The organism is Dactylosporangium sp. NPDC005555 (assembly GCF_040605635.1).
In the GTDB taxonomy this organism is placed as follows: domain Bacteria; phylum Actinomycetota; class Actinomycetes; order Mycobacteriales; family Micromonosporaceae; genus Dactylosporangium.
The window spans coordinates 1-23,624 of the sequence record NZ_JBEXDG010000085.1; the positions used below are offsets into that span (position 1 = coordinate 1).

The 23,624-nt window shown below is 71.2% G+C and carries 19 protein-coding genes; 5 read left to right on the forward strand and 14 right to left on the reverse strand.

What is annotated here, in order from left to right; genetic code table 11:
* Positions 1 to 331: 331 nt before the first annotated feature.
* Genes ABZS58_RS46955 through pyk form a run of 3 tightly spaced genes read right to left on the reverse strand, consistent with a single transcriptional unit; the run spans position 332 to position 3,119 of the window.
* Positions 332 to 787 carry an Rrf2 family transcriptional regulator gene (locus ABZS58_RS46955; RefSeq protein ID WP_354790903.1) on the reverse strand — a complete coding sequence of 152 codons (456 nt, stop codon included), beginning with the start codon at positions 785 to 787 and terminating at the stop codon, positions 332 to 334.
* Between the two features lie 3 nt (positions 788 to 790).
* Positions 791 to 1,669, reverse strand: coding sequence for an acyl-CoA thioesterase II (locus ABZS58_RS46960; RefSeq protein WP_354790904.1), 879 nt, complete (start codon positions 1,667 to 1,669; stop codon positions 791 to 793).
* A 19-nt stretch (positions 1,670 to 1,688) separates the two neighbouring features.
* Complete coding sequence (gene pyk, locus ABZS58_RS46965; protein ID WP_354790906.1) at positions 1,689 to 3,119, reverse strand: pyruvate kinase; 1,431 nt, start codon at positions 3,117 to 3,119, stop codon at positions 1,689 to 1,691.
* Positions 3,120 to 3,220: 101 nt separating this feature from the next.
* Here pyk and ABZS58_RS46970 point away from each other — a divergent pair, with 101 nt between their 5' ends.
* Positions 3,221 to 4,321: a low temperature requirement protein A gene (locus tag ABZS58_RS46970; RefSeq protein ID WP_354790908.1), complete on the forward strand. Its 1,101-nt coding sequence runs from the start codon at positions 3,221 to 3,223 to the stop codon at positions 4,319 to 4,321.
* Here the strand turns inward: ABZS58_RS46970 and ABZS58_RS46975 are convergent.
* The 9 genes from ABZS58_RS46975 to gltB form a co-directional block, all read right to left on the reverse strand.
* The gene (locus ABZS58_RS46975) at positions 4,296 to 5,363 is read right to left on the reverse strand and encodes a mechanosensitive ion channel family protein (protein ID WP_354790941.1); all 1,068 of its coding nucleotides are present in this window, start codon (positions 5,361 to 5,363) and stop codon (positions 4,296 to 4,298) included. The genes ABZS58_RS46970 and ABZS58_RS46975 overlap by 26 nt on opposite strands.
* Before the next feature lie 123 nt (positions 5,364 to 5,486).
* A complete protein-coding gene (locus tag ABZS58_RS46980) occupies positions 5,487 to 6,539 on the reverse strand; it encodes a S8 family serine peptidase (RefSeq protein ID WP_354790909.1) in 1,053 nt (350 codons plus the stop codon).
* A 23-nt stretch (positions 6,540 to 6,562) separates the two neighbouring features.
* Positions 6,563 to 7,723 (reverse strand): hypothetical protein, encoded by a 1,161-nt coding sequence (locus ABZS58_RS46985; RefSeq protein ID WP_354790910.1) that lies wholly within the window; start codon positions 7,721 to 7,723, stop codon positions 6,563 to 6,565.
* Positions 7,723 to 8,127, reverse strand: coding sequence for a hypothetical protein (locus tag ABZS58_RS46990; RefSeq protein WP_354790911.1), 405 nt, complete (start codon positions 8,125 to 8,127; stop codon positions 7,723 to 7,725). The genes ABZS58_RS46985 and ABZS58_RS46990 overlap by 1 nt, the downstream gene beginning before the upstream one ends.
* A gap of 103 nt (positions 8,128 to 8,230) precedes the next feature.
* Positions 8,231 to 9,310 carry a S8 family serine peptidase gene (locus ABZS58_RS46995; protein ID WP_354790913.1) on the reverse strand — a complete coding sequence of 360 codons (1,080 nt, stop codon included), beginning with the start codon at positions 9,308 to 9,310 and terminating at the stop codon, positions 8,231 to 8,233.
* Positions 9,307 to 10,401: a hypothetical protein gene (locus tag ABZS58_RS47000; RefSeq protein WP_354790915.1), complete on the reverse strand. Its 1,095-nt coding sequence runs from the start codon at positions 10,399 to 10,401 to the stop codon at positions 9,307 to 9,309. Before ABZS58_RS47000 ends, ABZS58_RS46995 begins: the two co-directional genes overlap by 4 nt.
* Before the next feature lie 81 nt (positions 10,402 to 10,482).
* Positions 10,483 to 11,250 (reverse strand): neutral zinc metallopeptidase, encoded by a 768-nt coding sequence (locus ABZS58_RS47005; RefSeq protein WP_354790917.1) that lies wholly within the window; start codon positions 11,248 to 11,250, stop codon positions 10,483 to 10,485.
* A gap of 71 nt (positions 11,251 to 11,321) precedes the next feature.
* Positions 11,322 to 12,797, reverse strand: a complete 1,476-nt coding sequence (locus ABZS58_RS47010; RefSeq protein WP_354790918.1) for a glutamate synthase subunit beta — start codon at positions 12,795 to 12,797, stop codon at positions 11,322 to 11,324.
* On the reverse strand, positions 12,790 to 17,349 hold the full coding sequence (gltB, locus tag ABZS58_RS47015) for a glutamate synthase large subunit (RefSeq protein ID WP_354790919.1): 4,560 nt from the start codon (positions 17,347 to 17,349) through the stop codon (positions 12,790 to 12,792). The genes ABZS58_RS47010 and gltB overlap by 8 nt, the downstream gene beginning before the upstream one ends.
* A 460-nt stretch (positions 17,350 to 17,809) precedes the next feature.
* On the opposite strand from gltB, the gene ABZS58_RS47020 reads away from it, so the two are divergent.
* The 3 genes from ABZS58_RS47020 (at position 17,810) to ABZS58_RS47030 (ending at position 20,866) form a co-directional block, all read left to right on the forward strand.
* Positions 17,810 to 19,072, forward strand: a complete 1,263-nt coding sequence (locus ABZS58_RS47020) for an Ig-like domain-containing protein (RefSeq protein WP_354790920.1) — start codon at positions 17,810 to 17,812, stop codon at positions 19,070 to 19,072.
* Between the two features lie 83 nt (positions 19,073 to 19,155).
* Positions 19,156 to 19,914, forward strand: coding sequence for a CPBP family intramembrane glutamic endopeptidase (locus ABZS58_RS47025; RefSeq protein ID WP_354790921.1), 759 nt, complete (start codon positions 19,156 to 19,158; stop codon positions 19,912 to 19,914).
* A gap of 79 nt (positions 19,915 to 19,993) precedes the next feature.
* The gene (locus ABZS58_RS47030; RefSeq protein ID WP_354790922.1) at positions 19,994 to 20,866 is read left to right on the forward strand and encodes a hypothetical protein; all 873 of its coding nucleotides are present in this window, start codon (positions 19,994 to 19,996) and stop codon (positions 20,864 to 20,866) included.
* 36 nt (positions 20,867 to 20,902) lie between these two features.
* Here the strand turns inward: ABZS58_RS47030 and ABZS58_RS47035 are convergent, their stop codons facing one another.
* Positions 20,903 to 22,210, reverse strand: coding sequence for a hypothetical protein (locus ABZS58_RS47035; protein ID WP_354790924.1), 1,308 nt, complete (start codon positions 22,208 to 22,210; stop codon positions 20,903 to 20,905).
* Positions 22,211 to 22,358: 148 nt separating this feature from the next.
* On the opposite strand from ABZS58_RS47035, the gene ABZS58_RS47040 reads away from it, so the two are divergent.
* Positions 22,359 to 22,691 carry a helix-turn-helix transcriptional regulator gene (locus ABZS58_RS47040; protein WP_354790925.1) on the forward strand — a complete coding sequence of 111 codons (333 nt, stop codon included), beginning with the start codon at positions 22,359 to 22,361 and terminating at the stop codon, positions 22,689 to 22,691.
* Between the two features lie 205 nt (positions 22,692 to 22,896).
* Here ABZS58_RS47040 and ABZS58_RS47045 read toward each other — a convergent pair whose 3' ends face one another.
* Complete coding sequence (locus tag ABZS58_RS47045; protein ID WP_354790927.1) at positions 22,897 to 23,592, reverse strand: permease prefix domain 1-containing protein; 696 nt, start codon at positions 23,590 to 23,592, stop codon at positions 22,897 to 22,899.
* Between the last annotated feature and the right edge of the window lie 32 nt (positions 23,593 to 23,624).

Here is a 23,624-nt window from a genome sequence, read left to right on the forward strand (position 1 = left end):
GAAACCCGGCGGCATTGGCGGTGTTGACTTGGTTGACTTTGTCTCGTCAGGGTGAGACAAAGTCTCCAAGGTCAACTGACTCCCCCGCCCAGCCCCCGTCCAGCCCGCGACCCGCCCGGCCCCGGACGGTCACGACCGCAAGGTCGTGTCGCGGCCGTCCACGGCCGCGTGCTCGTCGCGGCCGGGACGGTCGCGGCCTACGGCCACTGCCGGCGGCGGGAGAGGTCAGGCCCCCCAGGGCCTGACCGGCGTCTGACGGGAGCAGCGGACCTTCGCCACGACGGACGTGAGCAGGGAACTTCTGCTTTGGCTCGGGTTTGCCCGCCGTGGGTCAGACCCAGGCGCGGGGGTCGGCGACGAGATCGCGGACGCGTTCGGGGAGCTCGCCGGTGACGACGTCCTCGATGGTGACCGTCTCGAGGATGAGGCGTTCGTTGGCGCGCAGGGCGATCCACACATCCTGCAATGCGGACGCGGCGCCGTGGTAGCCGAGGTCTTCGGGGCGTTGGCCGCGGACGTTGGCGAGGGGGCCGTCGATCACGCGGATGATCTCGGCGAGGCTGATCTCGGCGGCGGGCCGGGCGAGCCGGTAGCCACCCTCGGGGCCACGCTGGGCGACGACGACGCCGCCGCGGCGCAGCTGCAGCAGGATGCTCTCGAGGAACTTGGGTGGGATCTGCTGGGCGGACGCCAGGCGGTCGGCGGTCACCAGCTTGCCGTCACCGGCCGATGCCGCGAGCTCCGCCACCGCGCGGAGGGCGTAGTCGACCCGGGCTGAAAGGCGCATGACTCATCCTCCCACGCGTCGCAACAGGCCTTCCTGCACGGCGGTCGCGATGTGGCGGCCGTCGCGGGTGAACATGCGGCCGGTGGCGAGGCCACGGGCGTCGGAGGCCGAGGGGCTGACCGAGTCGTAGAGGAACCACTCGTCGGCGCGGAACCCCCGGTGGAACCACAGGGCGTGGTCGAGGCTGGCGCCGACGAAGCCGCCGGGGCCCCAGACGGCGCCGTGCACTGCGAGGACCGAGTCCAGCAGCGTCAGGTCCGAGGCGAACGTGAGCGCGCACGCGTGCACCAGGGGGTCGTCGGGGAGCTTGCCGTCGATGCGCATCCAGACGCGCTGCGTCGGGGAGGCGGGGCGGTCGCCCGGGGGGACCCAGCCGGGCTCGCCGACGTAGCGCACGTCGATGGGGCGCGGGATGATCGCCCAGATGCCGGCCCGCTCCGGGTATTTCGCGAGCCGCTCCGCCATGGTCGGGACCTCTTCGGGCGGCGGCACGTCGGACGGGGCGGCCTCCTGGTGGTCCAGGCCGTCCTGGGGGACGTGGAACGACGCCGACATGAAGAAGATGACCTCACCGTGCTGCTTGGCGACGGACCGGCGCACGGAGAAGGAGCGGCCGTCGCGGATGTTCTCCACGGCGTAGGTGATCGGCTCGGCCGGGTCGCCGGGGCGCACGAAATACCCGTGCAGCGAGTGCACCTGGCGCTCCGGGTCGACGGTGCGGCCGGCGGCGACGAGCGCCTGGCCGGCGACCTGCCCGCCGAAGACACGCTGGGGGCCGACCGGCGGGCTGATGCCCAGGAACCGGTCGTCCCCCAGCGCTTCAAGGTCCAGGAGTCGGATGAGGGCGTCTACCGCCGTCTGTCCGCTTGCGAGCTCATCCACCCCTGCAATCTAGAGGGAATTACGCCCCGTGTTCATGTGACAGTGCTCCCAGCGTGTGCACGCGCAGGGTGTTGGTCGAGCCGGGCGTCCCGGGCGGGGAGCCCGCGACGATGACGACGTCGTCACCGGCGCTGAGCCACGGCAGCCCGGCCATCGCCATGTCGACCTGCTGGAACATCTCGTCGGTGTGCTGGACGAACGGCACGTCGAACGTCTGCACGCCCCACGACAGGGTCAGCTGGTTGCGCACGGTCGGCTCGGGCGTGAACGCGAGCAGCGGCAGCTCGCAGTGCAGCCGGGCGAGGCGGCGGACCGTGTCGCCGGTCTGCGAGAAGGCGACGAGCGCCTTGGCGCCGATGTTGCGGGCGATGTTGGACGCGGCGGAGGTGAGCGCGCCACCGCGGGTGCGGGGGTCGTGCTGCAGCCGCGGCACCGACAGCGAGCCGCCCTCGGTGGTCGCGATGATCCGCGCCATCGTGGCCACGGTGATGATCGGATAGCGCCCGACGCTGGTCTCGCCGGAGAGCATGACGGCGTCGGCGCCGTCGAGCACCGCGTTGGCGACGTCGGACGCCTCCGCGCGGGTCGGGCGGGCATTCTCGATCATGGAGTCGAGCATCTGCGTGGCGACGATGACCGGCTTCGCCGACTCGCGGCACAGCTGGACGGCCCGCTTCTGCACGAGCGGCACCTGGTCCAGCGGCATCTCGACGCCGAGGTCGCCGCGGGCGACCATGACGCCGTCGAAGGCCGCGACGATCTGCTCGAGCGCGGCGACCGCCTCGGGCTTCTCGACCTTGGCGATGACCGGGCGGTGCACCCGCTCCTCGTCCATGATCTCGTGGACGAGCTTGATGTCGTCGGGCGAGCGCACGAATGACAGCGCGATCCAGTCGGCGCCGAGCTGCAGCGCGAACCGGAGGTCCTCGGCGTCCTTGTCGGACATGGCGGGGACGCTCACCGCGACGTTGGGCAGTGAGACGCCCTTGTTGTTGGAGACCATGCCGCCCTCGGTGACGAGGACGGTGATGTCGTTGCCTTCGACGCCGGTGACCTCGACGGCGACCTTGCCGTCGTCGATCAGCAGCCGGTCGCCGGCCTTCACTTCCTGCGGCAGCTTCGTGTAGGTGCACGAGACACGGTCGGCGGTGCCGACGATGTCGTCGCTGGTGATGACTGCCGTGTCACCGGTGCGCCACTCGTGGGGCCCGTTGGCGAAGCGACCGAGCCGGATCTTGGGACCCTGGAGGTCGGCGAGAATGCCAACGGAACGGCCGGCGGCGGCGGCGGCCTCACGGACGAGGGTGAACACCGCGGCGTGGTCCTCATGGCTGCCGTGGCTGAAGTTGAGCCGCGCGACGTCCATCCCGGCGTCGACGAGGCCGCGAATCCGCTCGGGCGAAGAAACAGCTGGTCCGAGCGTACAGACGATTTTTGCGCGTCGAGTCACACGCTGAGGCTAGCCCCTCCGCGCGGTGACGATTCGGCCGACCCACGGTGGCGCCATCAGTTGAGACACTGTCCACCGGGGGTTTCCCCGATAATCGGACGATGTCTCCCCGCTCTCAGTGGCGTCTGCCGATGGGCACCCGCGACACCCATGAGCCGCACCGGGTCGCGACGCCGCTCGAGCTGCTGTTCGACCTGTGTTTCGTGGTGGCGATCGCCCTCACGGCACAGCTGCTGCACCATGCCGTCGCCGAGGGTGACGTCCTGCACGGGATCGTCGCCTATCTGACGGTGTTCTTCTCGGTGTGGTGGGCGTGGATGAACTTCACGTGGTTCGCCTCGGCGTACGACACCGACGACGTCGCCTACCGGCTGACGACCCTCGTGCAGATCGCCGGGGTGCTCGTCCTCGCCGCCGGGGTCCCCGACGCGTTCCACGGTCACTTCGGCACCGTCACCGTCGGGTACGTCATCATGCGCTCCGCCCTGGTCACGCAATGGCTGCGGGCCTCCGCCGGCGCTTCGGAAGGACGCCGGACCGCCCGGCGGATGGCCCTCGGGGTGTCGCTCTGCATGATCGGCTGGGGGCTGATCCTGCTCGCCCACGGGACGCCGCACCTGGTGCTCTTCCTCGTGATGGTCGCCGCGGAGCTGGCCGTGCCGCTGTGGGCGGAGCGCACCCGCCCGACGCCGTGGCACCCGCATCACATCTCCGAGCGGTACGGACTGCTGTTCATCATCGTGCTCGGCGAGATCGTGCTGTCCACGACCGTGGCGGTGCAGGCCGGCTTCGTGCAGGACCGGCTGTGGTGGGTGGCCGCGAGCGGGCTGGTCATCGTGTTCGCGTTCTGGTGGCTGTACTTCGACCACCCCGCCCACGAGATCCTCGTGGACGACAGGCACGCGTTCGTCTGGGGGTACGGGCACTACGTCGTCTTCGGTGCCGCGGCGGCGATCGGCGCCGGCATCGCCGCCGTCGTCGAACGCCCCGACCTGTCCGGTGCCCCCGTCACGATCCCGGTGGCGATCCTGCTGCTGGCGTTGTGGGCGCTGCACATCCGGCCGCGCACGTGGCTGGAGCCGGCCGCCGCGGTCCTCGTCCTGGCCGGCACCTTCGCAGGGCCGTCGCTGGTCGTGACCGCGGTGATTCTGGCGGTACTGGTGGCCGCGCGGCTGCTCAGTGCTCGCGTTCGCCGCCCGTGAACGCTTCCGCGCGGGCCCGGCCGTCGACGCTGTGACTGAACACGCGGGCGTCGCTGTCCGCCGGGTGGGTCTGCCCCGTCAGCGTCGCGTGCAGCGGCATCGCCGAGGTCATCTCCGCCCGTACGCGCGGCAGCGACGACGGGTGCGCGTCGCGCAGCCACGTCACCATGTGCTCCCGGATGAAGCACCGCAGGTCCCACAGCTTCGGCGCGTCGGTCGCGCTCACCAGGGCCCGCAGCCGCATCGCGCTGCCCGTCGCCTCCACGACCTGCAGCACCGACACCCGTCCGTCCCACAGGTCGGTGGACTCCAGCGCCCGGCGCAGCTCCTCACGCGCCTCCGGCACCGGCAGCCACCAGTCGACGTCGAGCATGACGTCCCCGAGCAGCGCCGCCTCGGTCCGCGTCCAGTTCTGGAACGGCTTCTCCGTGAAGTACGACGTCGGCAGGATCAGCCGCCGGTCGTCCCACACGTGGACCACCACGTACGACAACGTGATCTCCTGAATCCGCCCCCACTCCTCCTCGACGATCACGACGTCGCCCAGCCGCACCGCGTCACTGAACGCCAGCTGCAGCCCCGCGAACACGTTCCGCAGCACGCTCTGCGCCGCCAGACCCGCGACGATCCCCACGAACCCCGCACTGGCGATCACACTCGTGCCGAGAATCCGGGCCTGCGGGAACGTCATCAGCATCACCCCACCCGCGAGCAACGCGACCGTGGCCACCGTGACCCGCCGGATCATCACCACCTGGGTGTGCACCCGCCGCGCCTGCCGGTTGTCCGGCACGTCCGTCCTGAACCGCGCCAGCGCCGCGTCCTCCGCCACCACCAGCAACGCCGCCACCAGCCAGGCCGCCGTCCCGATGATGACCAGCTGCTCCACGTGCAGAAACGTTTGCCGCCACTCGGCCTCGTCCGCGGTGTCCCGGATCACGAAGTACACCGCCGACAGCACCACCACGAACTGCGTCGGCCGGTGCGCCTTGTTCGACAGCTCGGTCAGCAACGCCGACCGCCGCCCCGCCCGCAGCAGCATCAGATGCACAGCCTGCACCAGCAACAGCGCAACCAGCGCCGCCCCGAGCGCAATGCCGAGCGGCTCCACCGTGTCGATGAGCGTGTCTCGCATTCGGCGCTAGGTACCCGCGCTCCCTGGCTCCTAACGTGTCCTGCGTCGCACCCACCAGAGAACCGCTCCCCCAACCACCCCGACCCCCACCACAACCCACCCGACCCCCACTCCAGCCCCGCCTTTCCCGGGCCCGGCACTTTGCGCGGGACCACTGCTGGGCTGTGCGGACGGCGGCAGGTCCGCGGTGAGCGCCTTGACCGGGTCGACGATGCCGTAGCCGTACTCGTCGTCCCGGCCGGGCTTTCCTCTGTCGGCCGCGGTCGCGGTGAGCCTCCGCACGACCTCGGTTGCGGGGAGCTGCGGATACTTCGCCCGCACCAACGCCACAACCCCGGCCACGATCGCCGTCGAGTTACTCGTCCCCTCCCCCGTCACGTACTTCCCGAACGCCCCGGTGGAAACAATGTCCACTGCCGGCGCCGCCAGCACGACTTCAGGCCCTGTCGCCGAAATCGCTGCATGCTTCCCGTCCTTGTCCGTCCCCGCGACCGCCACCACCCCGGGCACCTTCGCCGGAAACCCCACCTGCTTGTTCTTCGGCGTGTTGCCCACCCCCGCAACCACCACGACATCAGCCTTGACGGCGCGCTCCACGGCCGTGCGGACCTCCGGATACTCGCTGGTGACGGCGGCCACGCAGATCACCTTCGCACCTGCCGCAACGGCCCAGTCGATGCCCGCCGCCAGATTGACCGGCGATCCTCCGAAGTCGCTGTGGATCGTCTGTACCGGCAGGATGGTCGCCTTCGGAGCGACGCCGAGGACGCCGCCCCCGTTCGGAAGGCCCCGACCGGCGATCAGGCCGGCCATCGCCGTGCCATGACCGTCGGTGTCGGCCTTACCGTTGCCGGACGCGCCCTCACCGAACTCCTTGCCCTCGGCGACGGCCCCGGCAAGCTCGCCATGACGATCGTCGACCCCGGTGTCCGGGACGGCGACGAGCACCCCTTCGCCCATGCTGAGCTTCTGGGCGTCCAGCACACCGAGCGACGCCAGATGCCACTGCCGGTCGCGAATGGCATCTGCGGAAGCGGGCCCCGGCGAAATGAGTAACGAGGCGACCGCCACGGCCAGAATCACACTGCTTGCACGGACTCCTCGGCTCAACGATCGAGGCCGATCACGCCCGGGCCGGGGTCGTGGTCACGCACCGGCGGCGGCGCCTCCAGCAGCGGCGGCACACCCTGTTGCACCTTCCACTGCTCCTCCAGCTCCGCGTCGCGTCCACGCCTGTGCGCGGCGTACTCCTCGAACGACCGGTCCCGGTATCCGCCGCTCCCGGCGGGCGGGCGCGCGACGTCAGGCGCGGTTCGCGGTGATGCAGCAGGCGCTCGCATGACGCCGCCACGCGTCGTCGCCGCAGGAGCGCCCCCGATCACGTTGCCGGGAAGTCCTCGCACCATCCCTGCGCCCGAGCCGCGCACAGCCGCTTCGGTCCCTGGTCCGAACATCCCGATTGCGGGACCGCCGCCGAGGACCCGCCCGACTGCGCCGATCGCCCCATGCGGCGGCACACCATTCGCCTGCACAGGTCCGATCTCGCCCGGCCGCCGTCCGTTGGCTTGGACTCCTGGCTGGTCCCCGGCGAGCACCACTTCGGTCTGCGCCGCATCGGCAATGACAGAACTGGGTGGCTCGAAGCGTGGCGGAAGAAGCGCACCCGAGCTCGCTGAGGCGTACTTCGCGCCCCCGCTTCCAGCACCGGCGCCACCTCCACCTGTCGAGCCGGGCTCGCCGCCACCAACACTCGGGACGTCGGTCAGCGTGCTGATCCGCCCATAGGCGGGGAGTGCCACCTGCAAGGCAGTCGCCGCCTCACGCACCGTCCCGTCCGCCGACACGAGTATCCGACGGGCCTCCTGGTCCAACACCTTCTTCGCCTGCAACTTGACGCGTGGGTCAGGCACGGATTCCGCCTTCGCATACCGCTCGACCAGAGGTGCCAACTGCTCGCGCGCTCCATTGATCGCATCGGCAATGACTTCCATGCCAACCCGCACATCGGCGGCACCCCGTGCGGTCGCCGTAAGCGCGTCGATCATGTCGTTGAGCCGCTGCAGAAACATCGTCGCTGCTTCGCTCTTTTGTGGGGGCCAGGCTTCGGCGAGCTGGTCCCGGAGGGTTCGCAGGCGGTCCCGGTGCGTTTCCAGGGCGGTCTGCTGGCGGCGCAGCGTCGCCAGGTGCAGGTGGGCGTTCGCGGCGTCGTCGGCGGCGACCATCTCCCACAGCTGGGGCAGCCGCCAACGACCGTACGACTCGGCCATCAGATCGACCTGCCCGTCTTCGGGTCGTGCTGGGCGGCCCACAGCACGGCGTCGACCTTGGTCGAGGCGACGGCCAGCGCTGTCTTGAACTGGTCGCCGCTCAGCGTGTCGGCCTGCGCGTACGCGGCCGCCACCTCCTCGGCGGCCTGCACGAACACCGCGCCGTTGTGGACGAACGTGTCCATGAGGTCGAGCAGTTCGATGAGTTTCCGGTGGTACGCCGTCGCCGCCGCCTGCACGTCTGGGCTGGCCGTGCGTGTGCCGAACGTCGGTGTGTCGACGAACGTGCGCAGGATCTGCTCGTGCTCCGGTGACAGGTGCGCGGTCAGGTCGCCGTGCAGGCCGGCACCGAACGAACGCACCGCTTCCAGATCGACCGTGAACCCCGCCGCATGATCACTCACCGCGTCCTCCCCGCCACGATGTGCAATAGACAAACGTGACGGTACCGCACCACCGAAGCCTCATGACGCCCAGAACTGCGGCAACCGCGAAGCGTGACGAAGCCTACCGTCCCCGCCGCCGGCGCCAGGCCAGCAGCCCGACGCCCGCAAGCACCACACTCCCGCCGACAATGACCCACCCAACCGGCGACCGCCCCTGCGAAGGTGGCGGCGAAGGCGAGGGACCGACCGAGGCCGCCTGTGACGACGGCAGTACCGTCGCTGTCAACGCCGCAACAGGATTGACGATGCCGTACCCGTATTCTTCGTCCCTGCCCGGCTTCCCCCGATCGGTCGCGGTCGCGGTCAACCGCCGGACGACCTCGGCAGCCGGCAGGTGCGGATACTTCGCCCGCACCAACGCCACCACCCCAGCCACGATCGCCGCCGAATTGCTGGTGCCGTCACCCGTGACGTACTTTTCGAACGCTCCCGTCGACACGATGTCGACCGCCGGTGCGGCGAGCGTGACTTCCGGGCCGGCTGCGGAAATCGGCGCGTGGTCGCCGCTCTTGTCAGTCCCGGCAACCGCCACCACACCGGGAATGGTGGCGGGGAATGCGACCTGTTTCGCGGTCGTCGTGTTGCCGGCCGACGCCACCACCACCGCATCTGCGGCGATGGCCGCCTCCACCGCTCGTCGAACCTCGGGGTATTCGCTCGTGCCCGCGGCGATACAGATGACCTGCGCTTTCTGCGACACGGCCCACTCGATGCCGGCAGCAAGGTTCACCGGTGAACCGCCGAACTCGCTGCGGACCGTGCGGACCGGCAGGATCTGCGCCTTCGGAGCTACGCCGAGGACACCGGAACCGCCGGCGAGCCCACGGCCGGCGATCAGGCCGGCCATCGCCGTGCCGTGCCCGTCGGTGTCGGTCCTGCCGTCGCCGTTCGCCTGCTCGCCGAACTCTTTTCCGGGGACCACCGCGGCGGCGAGTTCGCCGCGGCTGGCATCGACGCCGGTGTCTGCGACCGCCACCAGCACGCCCTCACCCTGGCTGAGGCTCTGGGCCGCAGGGATGTCGAGCGCGGCGATGTGCCACTGCCGGTCGCGGATCTGATCGGCTTCGGCGCTGAACGACGACGCCAGCATGAGCGCCGTGGACGACGCGACCACCATCGCGATCCGGGTGATCGGTCTCAACGGTCGAGCCCGAGCACGCCTGGACCCGGGTCGTGCGCGGTCGGTTCTACGGCTTCGAGCACTGGTCGCACCCCTTCAGGGACCGACCATGTGCCATCGCCGTCGCCCCGCGGCGCACGGCGGCGCGCCGCATACTCGTCGAACGATCGGTCCCGATATCCGCCGGCACCGGAAGCTCTCCCCATCGGCGGGGTCACTGTCGACGGGCGGTGCATCGCAGCCGCGGTCCCACCGCCGCCTCGGCTGGATCCGGCCGGTGCCGCTCCCCCGATCACCGGCGCCCCGAAAGGCCGCGTCGTGGCGGTCCGACCGGCAGATCCGCTCTCCGCGGTCACACCGCGCGTCCCGATGACCGGGTACGTGAGCGCCTCGCTGCCGATCGACCGGCCGGATACCGGCGGACCGGACGCCGGCACGATGTCAGCGGTCTGCCCGCCGGCGAGCGCGAGGTCGTCAGGGACCGTGGCGACCGGTGGCTCGAATCGCGGTGTGCGCAGGTCAGTCAGTGCGGCGCCCCCGTTCGATGCGGAGCGGGGGACGGTGCTGCCCGGCCGCGCCTCGCCGGGTGTGGCGACCGGAATCACGCCTTGCACGCTGAACCGCGTGTACACCGGCAGTGCCACGTTGAGCGGTCCAAGAGCCTTCACCACGGTGGCGTCGGCCGCGATCAACACGTCGCGTGCTCGCTGATCCAGCACATTCTTGGCATGTCGGCTGATCCGGGGATCGGCTACCTCGGATGCCTTCTCGTAATCAGCGACCAGTGCCGCCATCTTCGAACGCGACTCCTGGATCACGTCGACGATGTGGGCAAGACCGGTCCGCACTTCCCCTGCCCCACGGGCCGCACCGGTCATCGCATCGATCATGTCGTTCAACTTGTCGACGAATGCCGTGGCGGCTTCGCTTTTCTGTGGGGGCCAGGCTTCGGTGAGGTGGTCCCGCAGGGTGCGGAGGCGGTCGCGGTGGGTTTCCAGGGCGGTTTGCTGGCGGCGCAGGGTTGCCAGGTGCAGGTGGGCGTTCGCGGCATCGTCGGCGGCGAGCATCTCCCACAGTTGGGGCAGGCGCCACCGGTGATAGGTCTCCGTCATCGGACCGGACCTGACCGTTGATCACTCATCGCGTCCTTCCCGCCACGATGGGCTATTGACAGGGGTGACGGTACCGCAGGTTCAGCCGTGGTACGAGGCGGGCATGTCGCAGGCGTCGAGGCTCTGGTCGTAGCCGTCGAAGAAGGCGCCGGTGCGTTGGGCGGCGGAGCCGTGGGCGCCTTCCTGGAACCAGGGTTCGCCTTCCGGGTCGGCTACGGAGAGGAGTCCGTCGCGCAGTTCGTCGAGGTCGCCGTCCTCGAGGGTGAAGTCGCCGACCTTGATGGAGTCGCCGATGTACGCGCCGGCGAAGCAGTCCGCCTGGAGTTCCTGGTAGATGGTGAAGGCGTAGTTGATGCCCAGGCGGTTCTGGACGGCGTGGCCGTATTCGTGGCCGAGGAGGTAGAAGACGAAGGCATCGCCGAGTTGTTCGTAGACCTTCTGGGACCAGTTGACGTCGTAGGCGATGAAGTCCCCGACGGGGCAGTAGGCGGCGTTCTCGGTCGGGATCGGCTGGGAGCCGCACATGGCCTCGCCGTCGATGCGGTACGGCACGACCCGTGACACGGGGCGGAAACCGACGATCCGGGAGCTCCAGTAGCGTTCGACGATCCGCAGCGCGATGCGGACGTCGTTGGCGAACGTCGGCTCGGGCGCCGCCGGGCGGGCCGCCGCGGCGGCGGCCGCGGGAGCGGGGGCCGAGTATGCGGGCGGCGAATGCGACGACGTGGGCAGCGGCGGCGCGGAAGGGATGGCAGGGGCCCAGAACGGCGGAGGGTCAGCCAGCGCGGGGGAAGGCAGCAGCACAGAGATGCCCACGAGGAGCAGCAGCACGAGCACCGGGCGTTTCATGGCCGACGGATACCCGGGAGCGGTACCCGCGAAGAGGCCCGCTCCCGTTTAGCACCCGACAAACAAATGGCTCAGGCGGTGAGCGCCACGGCGCTGGGCTCGACCGGCGCGGGGAGTGCGCCGTCGCCGCCGAGATACGCGTGGATCGACGCCGCCGCGGACCGGCCCTCGGCGATCGCCCACACGATGAGCGACGCACCGCGGTGCATGTCGCCGGCCACGAAGACGCCCGGCGCGGAGGACTGCCAGTCGGCGCCGGTGTCGACGCCGCCGCGGCGGTTGCGGGACAGTCCGAGGTTCGTCAGCAGCGGCCCCGGTTCGGTGCCCTCGAAGCCGATCGCGAGCAGCACCAGCTCCGCCGGATACAGCCGCTCGGTCCCGGGGACCTCGGTGACGACCCGGCGTCCGTCCACTCTGGACACCTGCACCTCGGCGATGCGCACCCCGGTGAGGTCGCCGGCGTCGTTGCCCTCGAAGGCGGTGACGGCGACGGCGAACGCGCGGTCGCCGCCCTCCTCGTGCGCCGGGTAGTTGCGCAAAATCCACGGCCACGTCGGCCACGGGTCGCGCGCCTCGTCGCGTTCGGCGGGCGGCACCGGGTACTGGTCGAGCTGCAGCACGGATCTGGCGCCCTGCCGGTGTGCGACACCGAGGCAGTCCGCCGCCGTGTCGCCGCCACCGATGATGATCACGTTCTTCCCGGCGGCGGAGATCGACGCGGACGGCACCCGCCCGGCGACGACCCGGTTCGCCTCGACGAGGTGCTCCATCGCCAGGTGGACGCCGGAAAGCGCGCGGCCGGGCGTGGAAGGGACGTCCCGGGCCTGCAGTGCGCCGCACGCGAGCAGCAGCGCGTCGTGCCGGGCGCGCAGGTCGTCGACGGAGACGGTGACGCCGACGTCGACGCCGGTGGAGAAGCGGACCCCTTCGCCGCGCAGCTGGTCCAGCCGCAGGTCGATGTGGCCCTTCTCCAGCTTGAAGTCGGGGATCCCGTACCGCAGCAGGCCGCCGAGGGCGTCGTCGCGCTCGTACACCTCGACGTCGTGACCGGCGCGGGCCAGCTGCTGCGCGGCGGCGAGCCCGGCCGGGCCGGAGCCGACCACGCCGACGCTCCTGCCGGAGCGCTCCGGGGCGGGCCGGGCGGTGACCCGTCCGGCGGCCACGGCCCGGTTGATGATCTCGACCTCGACCTGCTTGATCGTGACGGGCTGGCCGCCGGCGATCGACAGGACGCACGCGGCCTCGCACGGCGCGGGGCACAGCCGCCCGGTGAACTCCGGGAAGTTGTTGGTCGCGTGCAGGGCCTCGATCGCGAAGTCCCAGTTGCCGCTGCGGACGAGGTCGTTCCAGTCGGGGATGCGGTTGCCGAGCGGGCACCCGTCGTGACAGAACGGGATACCGCAGTCCATGCAGCGGCTCGCCTGCTCGGTGATCAGCTCGTCGTTCGCGGACGGGTACACCTCGCGCCAGTCCCGCAGCCGGACCGGAACGGGACGCCGGGCCGGTAGACGCCGCTCGTAGTGCAGGAAACCGTTCGGGTCAGGCACGGGCCACCTCCATGACCGCGGCGTCGACGTCGTCACCGGCTGCCTCGGCGGCCCGAATGACCTCCTTGACCCGCCGGTAGTCGCGGGGCACGACCTCGGTGAACTCCAGGACCGACTCGTCCCAGTTGTCCAGGAGCCGCGCAGCCACCGCCGAGCCGGTCTCGGCGAGGTGCGACTCGACCAGCGCCCGCAGCACCGCCGGCGTCGACACCGGCTCAAGGTCCACCAGTTCGGCGTTGACCAGCGAGTGGTCGAGCTTCCACACGTACGCGACGCCACCGGACATGCCCGCGGCGAAGTTCCGCCCGGTGGGGCCGAGGACGACGACGGCGCCGCCGGTCATGTACTCGCAGCCGTGGTCACCGACGCCCTCGACGACGGCGGACGCGCCCGAGTTGCGCACCGCGAAGCGCTCGCCGGCCTTGCCGCGCATGAGGAGCACGCCGCCGGTCGCGCCGTAGAGGGCGGTGTTGCCGCCGATGATCTGGTCCTCGGCGACGAACGGGGCGGCCGGGTCGGGGTGCACGATGAGCCGCCCGCCGGACAGGCCCTTGCCGACGTAGTCGTTGGCGTCGCCGACGAGCCGGAGGGTGACGCCGTGGGGGACCCAGGCGCCGAACGACTGGCCGGCGGTGCCGCGCAACGTAACGTCCACGGTGTCGTCGGGCAGGCCGGCGCCGCCGACCCGGCGGACGATCTCACCGCCGAGCATCGCCCCGACGGAGCGGTGCTCGTTGCGGACGGCGATCTCCAGCTTGATCGTGTTGCCCTCGTCGAGGGCGGGCGTGACGGCGGCGATGAGCTGGTTGTCCAGTGCCCGCTCGAGGCGGTGGTCCTGCTTGGTGGACTGGCGCCGCGCGGCGTCGTCGGCGAGGGGAGGCACGTGCAGCAGCGGCGTCAGGTCGAGCCCGCCGGCCTTCCAGTGCTCCACGGCCGGCCGCACGTCGAGCAGCTCGGTGTGCCCGATCATCTCGTCCAGGGTGCGGAAGCCCAGCTCGGCGAGGTAGCCGCGGACCTCCTCGGCGAGGAACCAGAAGAAGTTCTCGACGAACTCGGGCTTGCCGGTGAACTTCTTGCGCAGCGCGGGGTTCTGGGTGGCGATGCCGACCGGGCAGGTGTCGAGGTGGCAGACGCGCATCATGATGCAGCCGGACACGATGAGCGGCGAGGTCGCGAAGCCGAACTCCTCGGCGCCGAGCAGCGCCGCGATGATGACGTCACGGCCGGTCTTGAGCTGCCCGTCGACCTGGACGCTGACCCGGTCGCGCAGCCCCGACAGCAGCAGCGTCTGCTGGGTCTCGGCGAGGCCGAGCTCCCACGGCGTGCCGGCGTGCTTGAGCGAGTTGAGCGGCGACGCGCCGGTGCCGCCGTCGTGGCCGGAGATGAGGATGACGTCGGCCTTGGTCTTGGCCACACCGGCGGCGACGGTGCCGACGCCGATCTCGGAGACCAGCTTCACGTGGATGCGGGCCGCCGGGTTGACGTTCTTCAGGTCGAAGACCAGCTGGGCGAGGTCCTCGATGGAGTAGATGTCGTGGTGCGGCGGCGGCGAGATCAGCCCGACGCCGGGGGTGGCGTGACGGGTCTTGGCGATCCAGGGCCACACCTTGTTGCCCGGCAGCTGACCACCTTCGCCGGGCTTCGCGCCCTGGGCCATCTTGATCTGCAGGTCGTCGGCGTTGACCAGGTATTCGGTGGTCACCCCGAAGCGGCCGCTGGCGACCTGCTTGATGGCGGAGCGCCGACGCGGGTCGTGCAGCCGCTCCGGGTCCTCGCCGCCCTCGCCCGTGTTGGACCGGGCGCCGATGTTGTTCATCGCGATGGCGAGGGTCTCGTGCGCCTCCATGGAAATGGAGCCGTAGGACATGGCGCCGGTCGCGAACCGCTTGACGATCTCGGTGGCCGGCTCGACCTCATCGATCGGCACGGCGGAGCGGACCCCGGTGCGGATCTCGAAGAGGCCGCGCAGGGACCCGGCCTGCCCGGCGAGTTCGTCGACCTTCGCGGTGTACCGCTGGAAGACGTCGAACTGCTTCGAGCGGGTCGCGTGCTGGAGCAGGAAGACCGTCTCGGGGTTGAACAGGTGCAGCTCGCCCTCGCGGCGCCACTGGTACTCGCCGCCGACCTCGAGCCGCCGGTGCGCCCGCTCGGCGTCGTTGGCCGGGTAGGCCCGCGCGTGCCGGGCGGCGATCTCGGCGTGGATCTCGGCCAGGCCGATGCCGCCGATCTTGCTGGGCGTGCCGGTGAAGTACCGCTCGACCAGCCGCGGGTCGAGACCGACGGCCTCGAACACCTGGGCGCCGCAGTAGGAGCTGACGGTCGAGATGCCCATCTTCGACATGATCTTCAGGACGCCCTTGCCGAGCGCCTTGACGTAGTTGTAGACGGCCTTCTCCGGGGAGACGCCGGGCAGCGCGCCGGTGGCGATGAGGTCCTCGGCGCTCTCGAAGGCGAGGTACGGGTTGACCGCGGACGCGCCGAACCCGGACAGCAGCGCCACGTGGTGCACCTCGCGGCAGTCGCCGGACTCGACGACGAGCGAGACCTGGGTGCGGGTCTGCTCGCGCACGAGGTGCTGGTGCACGGCGGCGGTGAGCAGCAGCGACGGGATCGGCGCCAGGTCGGCGGTCGAGTCGCGGTCGGACAGGACGAGCACGCGCACGCCGTCCTCGATCGCCTCGGACACGCCGCGCATGATCTCGACCAGGCGGCGCTTGAGACCGGTGGCGCCGTCGCGGATCGGATACAGGCCGGAGACCCGGACGGCCTTGAAGCCGGGCAGGTCGCCGTCGTCGTCGATGTGCAGCAGCTTCGCCAGGTCGTCGTTGTCGATGACCGGATACGGCAGCGCGATCTGCCGGCAGGACGCCGGGCCGGGGCGCAGCAGGTTGCCCTCGGGGCCGATGGTGGCCGCGACACTGGTGACGATCTCCTCGCGGATCGCGTCCAGCGGCGGGTTGGTCACCTGCGCGAAGAGCTGGGTGAAGTAGTCGTACATGAGCCGCGGCCGCGTCGAGAGCACGGCGACGGGCGTGTCGGTGCCCATCGAGCCGAGCGGCTCGGCGCCGGCCTTCGCCATCGGCCCGATGAGGATCTTCAGCTCCTCCTCGGTGTAGCCGAAGGTCTGCTGGCGGCGCTGCACGGAGTCGTGCGTGTAGACGATGTGCTCCCGCTCGGGCAGCTGGTCGAGGTCCATGAGGCCGGCGTGCAGCCAGTCGCCGTAGGGCTCGGCCTGTGCCAGCTCACTCTTGATCTCGTCGTCGGTCTTGATGCGGCCGGCGGCGGTGTCGACCAGCAGCATCTTGCCTGGTGCCGAGCGGCCCTTCGCCACGATGGTCGCCGGGTCGAGGTCGAGCACGCCCGCCTCGCTGGCGAGGACGACGAGGCCGTCGGCGGTCTGCCACCAGCGGCCGGGGCGCAGCCCGTTGCGGTCCAGGACCGCGCCGACAACGGTGCCGTCGGTGAAGGCGACGCTCGCCGGGCCGTCCCACGGCTCCATCAGGCAGGCGTGGAAGCGGTAGAACGCCCTGCGCGCCGGGTCCATGCGCGGGTCGTTCTCCCACGCCTCGGGGATCATCATGAGCACCGCGTGCGGCAGGCTGCGGCCCGACAGGTGCAGCAGCTCCAGGACCTCGTCGAAGTTGGCGGAGTCCGACGCCTCGGGCGTGCAGATCGGGAAGAGCCGGCGGATGTTGCCGGGCAGGTTCTCCGTCGCGAGGAGCGCCTCGCGGGCCGCCATCCAGTTGCGGTTGCCCCGGATCGTGTTGATCTCGCCGTTGTGCGCGATCAGCCGGTACGGGTGCGAGAGCTCCCACGACGGGAACGTGTTCGTCGAGAAGCGGGAGTGGACCAGCGCGATCGCGGACGTGACGCGCTCGTCGGACAGGTCGGGGAAGAACGACACGACCTGGTCGGGGGTGAGCATGCCCTTGTAGGTGATGGTGCGCGAGGACAGCGACGGCAGGAAGAGCTGGATGCCGCGCTCGCGGGTCTCCCGCTCGGCCTGCTTGCGCACGCAGTAGACGACCCGCTCCAGGTCCATGCCGGACAGCACGATGCCGGGCGCGCCGAGCTTCTCCGCGCTGATGAAGACCTGCTTGATGCGCGGCATCGCGACGAGCGCGGTCGCGCCGAGGTCGGTGGCGTCGGTCGGCACGTCGCGCCAGCCGATGACGTGGGCGCCCTCGACCAGGGCATACTTCTCCAGGACGCGCATCGCGCGCTGGGCGGCCTCGTCGTCGACGGGCAGGAACGCCAGGCCGGTCGCATAGGACCCGGCGGGCGGCAGGTCGAGCCCGGCGGCCTCCCGCAGGAACGCGTCCGGGATCTGGATCATGATGCCGGCCCCGTCGCCGGTGTTGGGCTCGGCCCCGCGGGCTCCCCGGTGGTCCATGCGCTGCAGCGCGGACAGCCCCTTGTGCACGACGTCATGGGACCGGCGGCCGTGGATGTCGGCCACGAACGCGACCCCGCAGGCGTCGTGCTCAAAGGCAGGGTCATACAGACCCTGCGGCTGCGGTCCCGGGTAACCCATCGGGCCTCCTGACGTCATCGAGTGCGAGTCGGGACAACGTCGGCCCAGAAAACACCTTACGGAACAGTCTTGCCAGTGTACGCGAAGATTCCGGCGCGATCCTCATGTGCCGCTGCCGGACCGGTCACGAGCCGCTGCCGTATGTTGCCGACCAACGTACCGTCTGGACGGCTGTCCGACCTACACCAGGAAGTCGTGACAAATCCCACGAGCCGCAGGTCGGAGGGGTGCAGTGATCATCTCACGGCGCCGTTACCGAATCGGGACGCAACCTCGTGCAGTCTGGAACACGTCCAAGGAGCGGATGGCTCTCGCAATCCGTTACTTCCTACGATGATGCACGGCAAGATCGCCCGCCACCAGTTCGATCACGGGCCCGACGAGAATCTGGCCCACGTGTTGAACCGGGTGGCACAAACCCGGGATACACCGGCGTTGTAACCGGTGCATGCTCTAGCCCAACGAAGGAGGTGTGGACATGGGAGTCTCCGCACGCGCACTGGCCACGATCGCCGCCCTGACCGGTCTGATCGCCCTCTCTGCTTGCAGCGCTGACGACAAACCCAAATGGAGTGACAGCGGCAGTGCCGGCGGCCCCTCGGCTTCCGCGTCCGCCGCACAGCAGCCGACGGCGACCCTGACGGCGCCCGCCGACGGCGCGACCGGCGTCTCCACCGCCACCGAACTCGCCCTGCAGGCGGCCTCCGGCGCCAACGCCGCGGTCACGCTGACGGACGCGTCCGGTGCCGCGGTCAACGGCGGTCTGCGCTCCGACGGCTCGACCTGGATTCCGGCAAGTCAGCTCAAATACAACACGCAGTACACGGCGACCGTGACCTCCGCCGGCGACAGCACCGGCAAGAAGGTCACGTTCACGACCATGGCGAAGCCCGGCAAGACGGTCAACGTGTCGACCGCCCTGTCCGACAACAAGGTCTACGGCGTGGCCATGCCGGTCGTCGTCCGCTTCGGCTCCAGCGTCCCCACGGACCTGCGGGCGAGCGTCGAGAAGCGGCTGCTGGTCACCAGCACGCCGCCGCAGGTCGGCACCTGGTACTGGTTCAACGGCGGCGAGGTGCACTTCCGCCCGAAGGAGTACTGGCAGACCGGCACCAAGGTCAGCGTCCGCCTGGCCACTGGTGGTCTCCAGCTGACGAAGACCGGCTGGGGCACCAAGGACGTCACGACCAACTTCACCGTCGGCGACAAGATCATCATGACGACCGACGACAAGACCCACCAGATGACGGTCGAGAAGAACGGCGAGGTCATCAAGACCGTCCCGGTCAGCCTCGGCAAGGCCAAGACGCCGAGTTCCAGCGGTCACATGGTGGTCATGGACAAGCAGCAGTCCGAGCTGTTCGTGTCGACCGACCCGTCGGACCCCTACCGCGAGACGGTCTACCTGACGCAGCGCACGACCAGCGGCGGCGAGTACATCCACGCGGCCCCGTGGTCCGAGGGCGACCAGGGCAAGCGCAACGTCTCGCACGGCTGCACGAACGTCTCGCAGAAGAACGCGAAGTACCTGTTCGACCTGACGAAGATCGGCGACGTCCACATCGTCAAGGGCACCCCGAGGAAGCTGGCCTGGGGCAACGGCTGGACCGACTGGGACAAGACCTGGGACGAGTACGTCAAGGGCAGCGCCCTCCCGCCGCCGGCGGACGCGGGTGCCGGTGCGGACCCGAGCGCGAGCGCCGCGCCCAGCACGTCGGTCAGCGCCGGCCCGTCCGCGTAGGCAGGCCAAGGGCAACGGCCACGGGCCGCTGTCAGCGATCCACCGCACCGGTGGGCTGACAGCGGCCCCTTCGCTGTCCCATCATGACTGCCGTGCTCGACTGGATCGACCCGACGTTCCACGCCACCGAGGTGATCCTCACGGCGCTGGTCCTGGTCGTGCTGACCGCCACCGTCCTGCGCGGGTCGCCGGAGCAGATGAAGGCCAGGATCGCCGCCCGCGGGCTCGTCCCCGCGTTCCGGCGCTCGGCGGCGACGAACACCCTGTCGGCCCTCATCGCCCTGGAAGCGGTCCACCTCGGCGCCGGCCTGGACCTCACCGACCTCGGCCTGCGCCCCATCACCGTCGGCGACGTCCTCATCGCGCTGCTGCTCCCGGCCGCGGCCGCCGGCACCGCCGCCCTCCTCGCCGTCCGCGCCGCAGACCCGGAGCGCGGCGACGACGAGGACGACGGCGAGGAAAGCGCCGACGATCCGCTGGCGTTCCTGCGGCCGAGGACGCCCGCCGAGCGGCGCTGGGCGGTCGTCGCCGCGGTCGCCGCCGGCGCCGGCGAGGAGATCGTGTTCCGCGGCCTGCTCATCGCCGCCGGTGCCGGGATCCTCGGCCTGCCCCTGTGGGCGGCGGCCGTCCTCGCCGCGGTCCTGTTCGGCGCCGGTCACCGGTACCAGGGCATCAGGGGCGTCATCGTGACGACGGGCGCCGCGGCCGTCTTCACCGCCCTGTACGCGCTGACCGGCAACCTGCTGCTCCCGATCGTCCTGCACGCCACCGTCGACCTCGTCTCGCTGCTCCTGGTCCCCGCACTCCTGCGCCGAGGACAGCGAACGGAGGCGGCGACCTAGCGCGACGCGGGGGTGACGGCACGTCGATGTCGGGATTCGGCTATCGCGCACGGATCGACGCACCGCTACCGTCTCGCGCATGGCTCTCGTCCGTCGCACGAACGTGCTCGGCCCCAACTCCAGCCGCGTCGTCGCGGCCGCCTCCGTGACCCCCGCCGCCCCCGCCGACGCCCCCGCGATCGGCAGGGCCCACGTCCCCACCCAGCCCGGTCCGGCGCAGTCGCCGCCGTTCCAGCCCGGCGCCTCCGCCCGGTCCGCGACCGCCGAGGCTCCTGAGCAGGCTCCGGAGCAGGCCAGGGAGCAGGCCGTCGCCGCGGCGGGCGACGAGGTCGGGATCGCGATCGCCTCGGCCGGGCCGGTGGAGCCGACGCCCGGCGGGGAGGCCGCCGCCGTCCCGCCGCAGCCCGCCTCGGTGCTGTCGCTGGTGTCCGCGTTCGTCCTGGTCGCCGCCGGCGGCGCCGGGTCGTGGGCGCTGTGGCACTTCGACATCAACGCGCAGGCGATCCACCTGCCGGACGCGACGACGTTCTTCGCGGTGCTGTTCGCCTTCGCGACGGCCGTCGAGCGGATCCTGGAGCCGTTCGCCCGGTTCCTGCCCGGCAAGCACGCCCGCGGCGAGCTGGAGGCCGCGGTGGCGAACCTCGCGAACAAGTACCACGACGCGACCCTCGACGACCTCATCCAGGTCGCGCACGCGAAGTCGATGCTGGAGAAGGGCCGGGCGAGCCGCGGTCTCGTCTCGTGGGGCATCGCGACCGCGGTGGCGACCGTCGCGTCGTCGGCGGGCGGCCTGTATCTGCTGCACTCGATCGCCGGCGAGGACTGGAACGGCATCCCGGTGTGGGTCGACGCGATCGTCACCGGCATCGTCGTCGGCAGCGGCACGAAGCCCTTGCACGACGTGATCAGCAAGGTGCAGAAGAACAAGGAGAAGTCCGAGGACACCCCGTGAGGCCGTGCTGACCTGGAGGCTGACCTGGAGGCTGACCTAGAGGACCAGCAGCCCGTCGGTCTGCGCGCTGTGCGCCATGGCCGACAGGGCCGCCGGCGCCTCCAGGAACGGCAGGTAGGGCAGGTCGTAGGGGTGCATCCGCAGCACCTGGGTCGCGTGGTGGCCGGGCACGACCCCGGCCGGGTAGGCGCGGGCGCACCGCCGGTCGACGAGCCCCTGCCTGGTCGCGAAGTCGGCGACGGCCTGCCACTCCGCCAGGTGCGCGACCGTCGGCAGCGGCATGCCGGGCGGCTCGGCGAACACGTCGACGGACGCGAAGGGCTCGCTGCCCGCCAGCCACCACGTCAGCGACCGGACCGCGGAGCGCAGCGGGTGCTCGCACCAGTAGGGCACCAGCCCGGCCCGCAGCACGTGCCACGCGTCCAGGAGCCGGCCGCATTCGACGACGAGCCGGCCGCCGGTGCGCTCACCCGCCCGCAGCCAGGTGCGGTACAGGTCGGCGACCGCACCGCTGAGCACGTCCGGGTGCCGGTACAGGACCTGCCGGACGGGGTGGCCGTGCGCCGAGCCGTACCGGCGGAGGTCCTCGACGAGTCCGCGGTCGACGGCCCGCTCGCCGTCGCTGTCCACGCGCGGGGCCCGTCCACGCAGCGACCGGTCGTCGCGGTAGTCGCCGGGGCCCAGGCCGCTGGCGCGGCTGCCGAGCTGGAAGGAGTAGCCGTCCTCGCCGGGTGACGTCTGCCAGCGGCTGACGTCCCGCACGACGACGACGGGGGCCTCGGGGTGCAGGCGTTCGGCGATGAAGCCGCGGTACGCCGCCGGCAGCCTGCGCCACCGGACGACGGCGTACGCGGCCGCCGCGCCGGACCAGCCGCGCCACACCGGGTCGTACACCTGCCGGACGCCGACATCGGGGTTGTCGGCGAGGATGTCGCGGGCGAACCGCTCGCCGTCGTCGGCGGGGCGTTCACCGGCCGCGACCTCGGGGGTCGGCACCTCGAACGCGACCGGCAGCCACGGCACGCCGAGCGCCATCGCCAGGTGGACGGCGGCGCCGTGCGGCGAGCCGACGACGAGCCCGCCGTAGCGGCCCTCGGGGAGCTGCCCGACGAGCCACTCGGCGACGTCCCCGGCGTCGAGCTCCCGGCGCGCGTGCCGGCCCGCGCCGTCGGAGCGGCCGACCCGGCCGGCCCCGTCCATCGTCCACTGTGGAGCGGTGACGGCGGGGCGGGCGACGCCCCTGCGGTAGGCGAGGGCCCGGCTGGAGGCGATGGCCAGGGTGGTGCCCAGCCCGTTCGGCCACAACGCCTCGACGTCCTGCGTGGCCTCGACCCGCCGCCTCATACCGCTAGCTCCCCTGATGTCCGGGCCCCGGCCCCCGGTCACCCTTCAGCGCTCTTCCCAGGCCCACCGTCCATAAACCATCTCCCGCGGCTGCGCTGGCAGGGGGCCTGATGGCGCCGTGGGCGCCGAACCCGTAGACTCGCTACACATGAAGGCGGACGCGCTGCGCGGGCATCTCGACGCACTCCTGCTCGCGGTGCTGGACGGCGAGCCCCGCCACGGTTACGCGATCATCGAGGCGCTGCAGGAGCGCAGCGGCGGCTCGCTGGCGCTGCCGACGGGCACGGTCTATCCGGCGCTGCGCCGGCTGGAGCGGGCCGGTTATGTGGAGAGCGCGTGGTCGACGGTCGGCGGCCGGGAGCGCCGCACCTACCGGCTGACCGCCGCCGGCCGGAAGGTCCTCGCGGACGAGCGGTCGGCCTGGCAGGAGTTCACCGCCACCATCGGCGCGGTCCTGCTCCCCCCGCCCGCGACCGCCTGACCGCTGCCCACGCCGCGACATTCGGAGCGCCGGCTTCCCGAGCGACGCCCGCCGCGGGTGCACGGGTGGACGACACGCACCTGACCGCAAGGCAGCCCGCGCAGCGACGGCTTCCCTATGCGACGGCCGCAGCGGGTGTACGGGTGGACGACACGCACCGAAGGCAAGACCGCCCACGCAGCGACGGCTTCGTATGCGACGGCTCCTACGCGACGGCCGCAGCAGGCGTACGGGTGGACGACACGCACCCGACGGCGAGGCGGCCGGCGTAGCCGAAAGCGGCGATGTTGACGGCCATGCCGATGAGCACGGGCGGCCAGGTCGCGGCGGCGGGCCACTGGTGCAGACTCAGCGCGAAGACGGTCGCGCCGAGCAGCGCGTGCATCCCGAGGAACGCGATGGTCGCCTGGCCGACGAGCCGCGCGTACCGCAGGCCGTCGCCCAGGAACCGGCTGCCCCACCCGAACCCGACGATCGCGAGCCCGGCGGCCGCGGCGGCGAGGAACGCCGTGTACTGGAAATGGTCGACGAGCACCCAGTAGACGTGGCTGGCCCGCTCGTCGCCGCTCCAGGACGTGTTCCACCACATGAGCGGCTCGAGCAGTGTCATGACGGGCAGGACGAGCGCGATCCACGTCGCGGTGCGGCGGCCCTGCAGCGTGGCGAGCTCCGCCTGATAGCCGGGGACGACCTGCCTGTGCGTGCCGAAGTCGGCGACGGCGAGACGCTGCGCGCCGGCCGGGTCGTGCCCGGCGTCCTCATACGCCTCGGCGGCGTCGAGGAGGCTGTCGCGCGCCTCGGTGACCATCTCGTGCCGGTGCCGGCGCGGCCCCCGCAGCGCGGCGGCGAGCCCGTCGACATAGACGTCGATCGGGCCGGAACCCTGTGAGACCCCGTCCACCCGTCAAGGTTCCCACATCCCCGCGCTGGCTC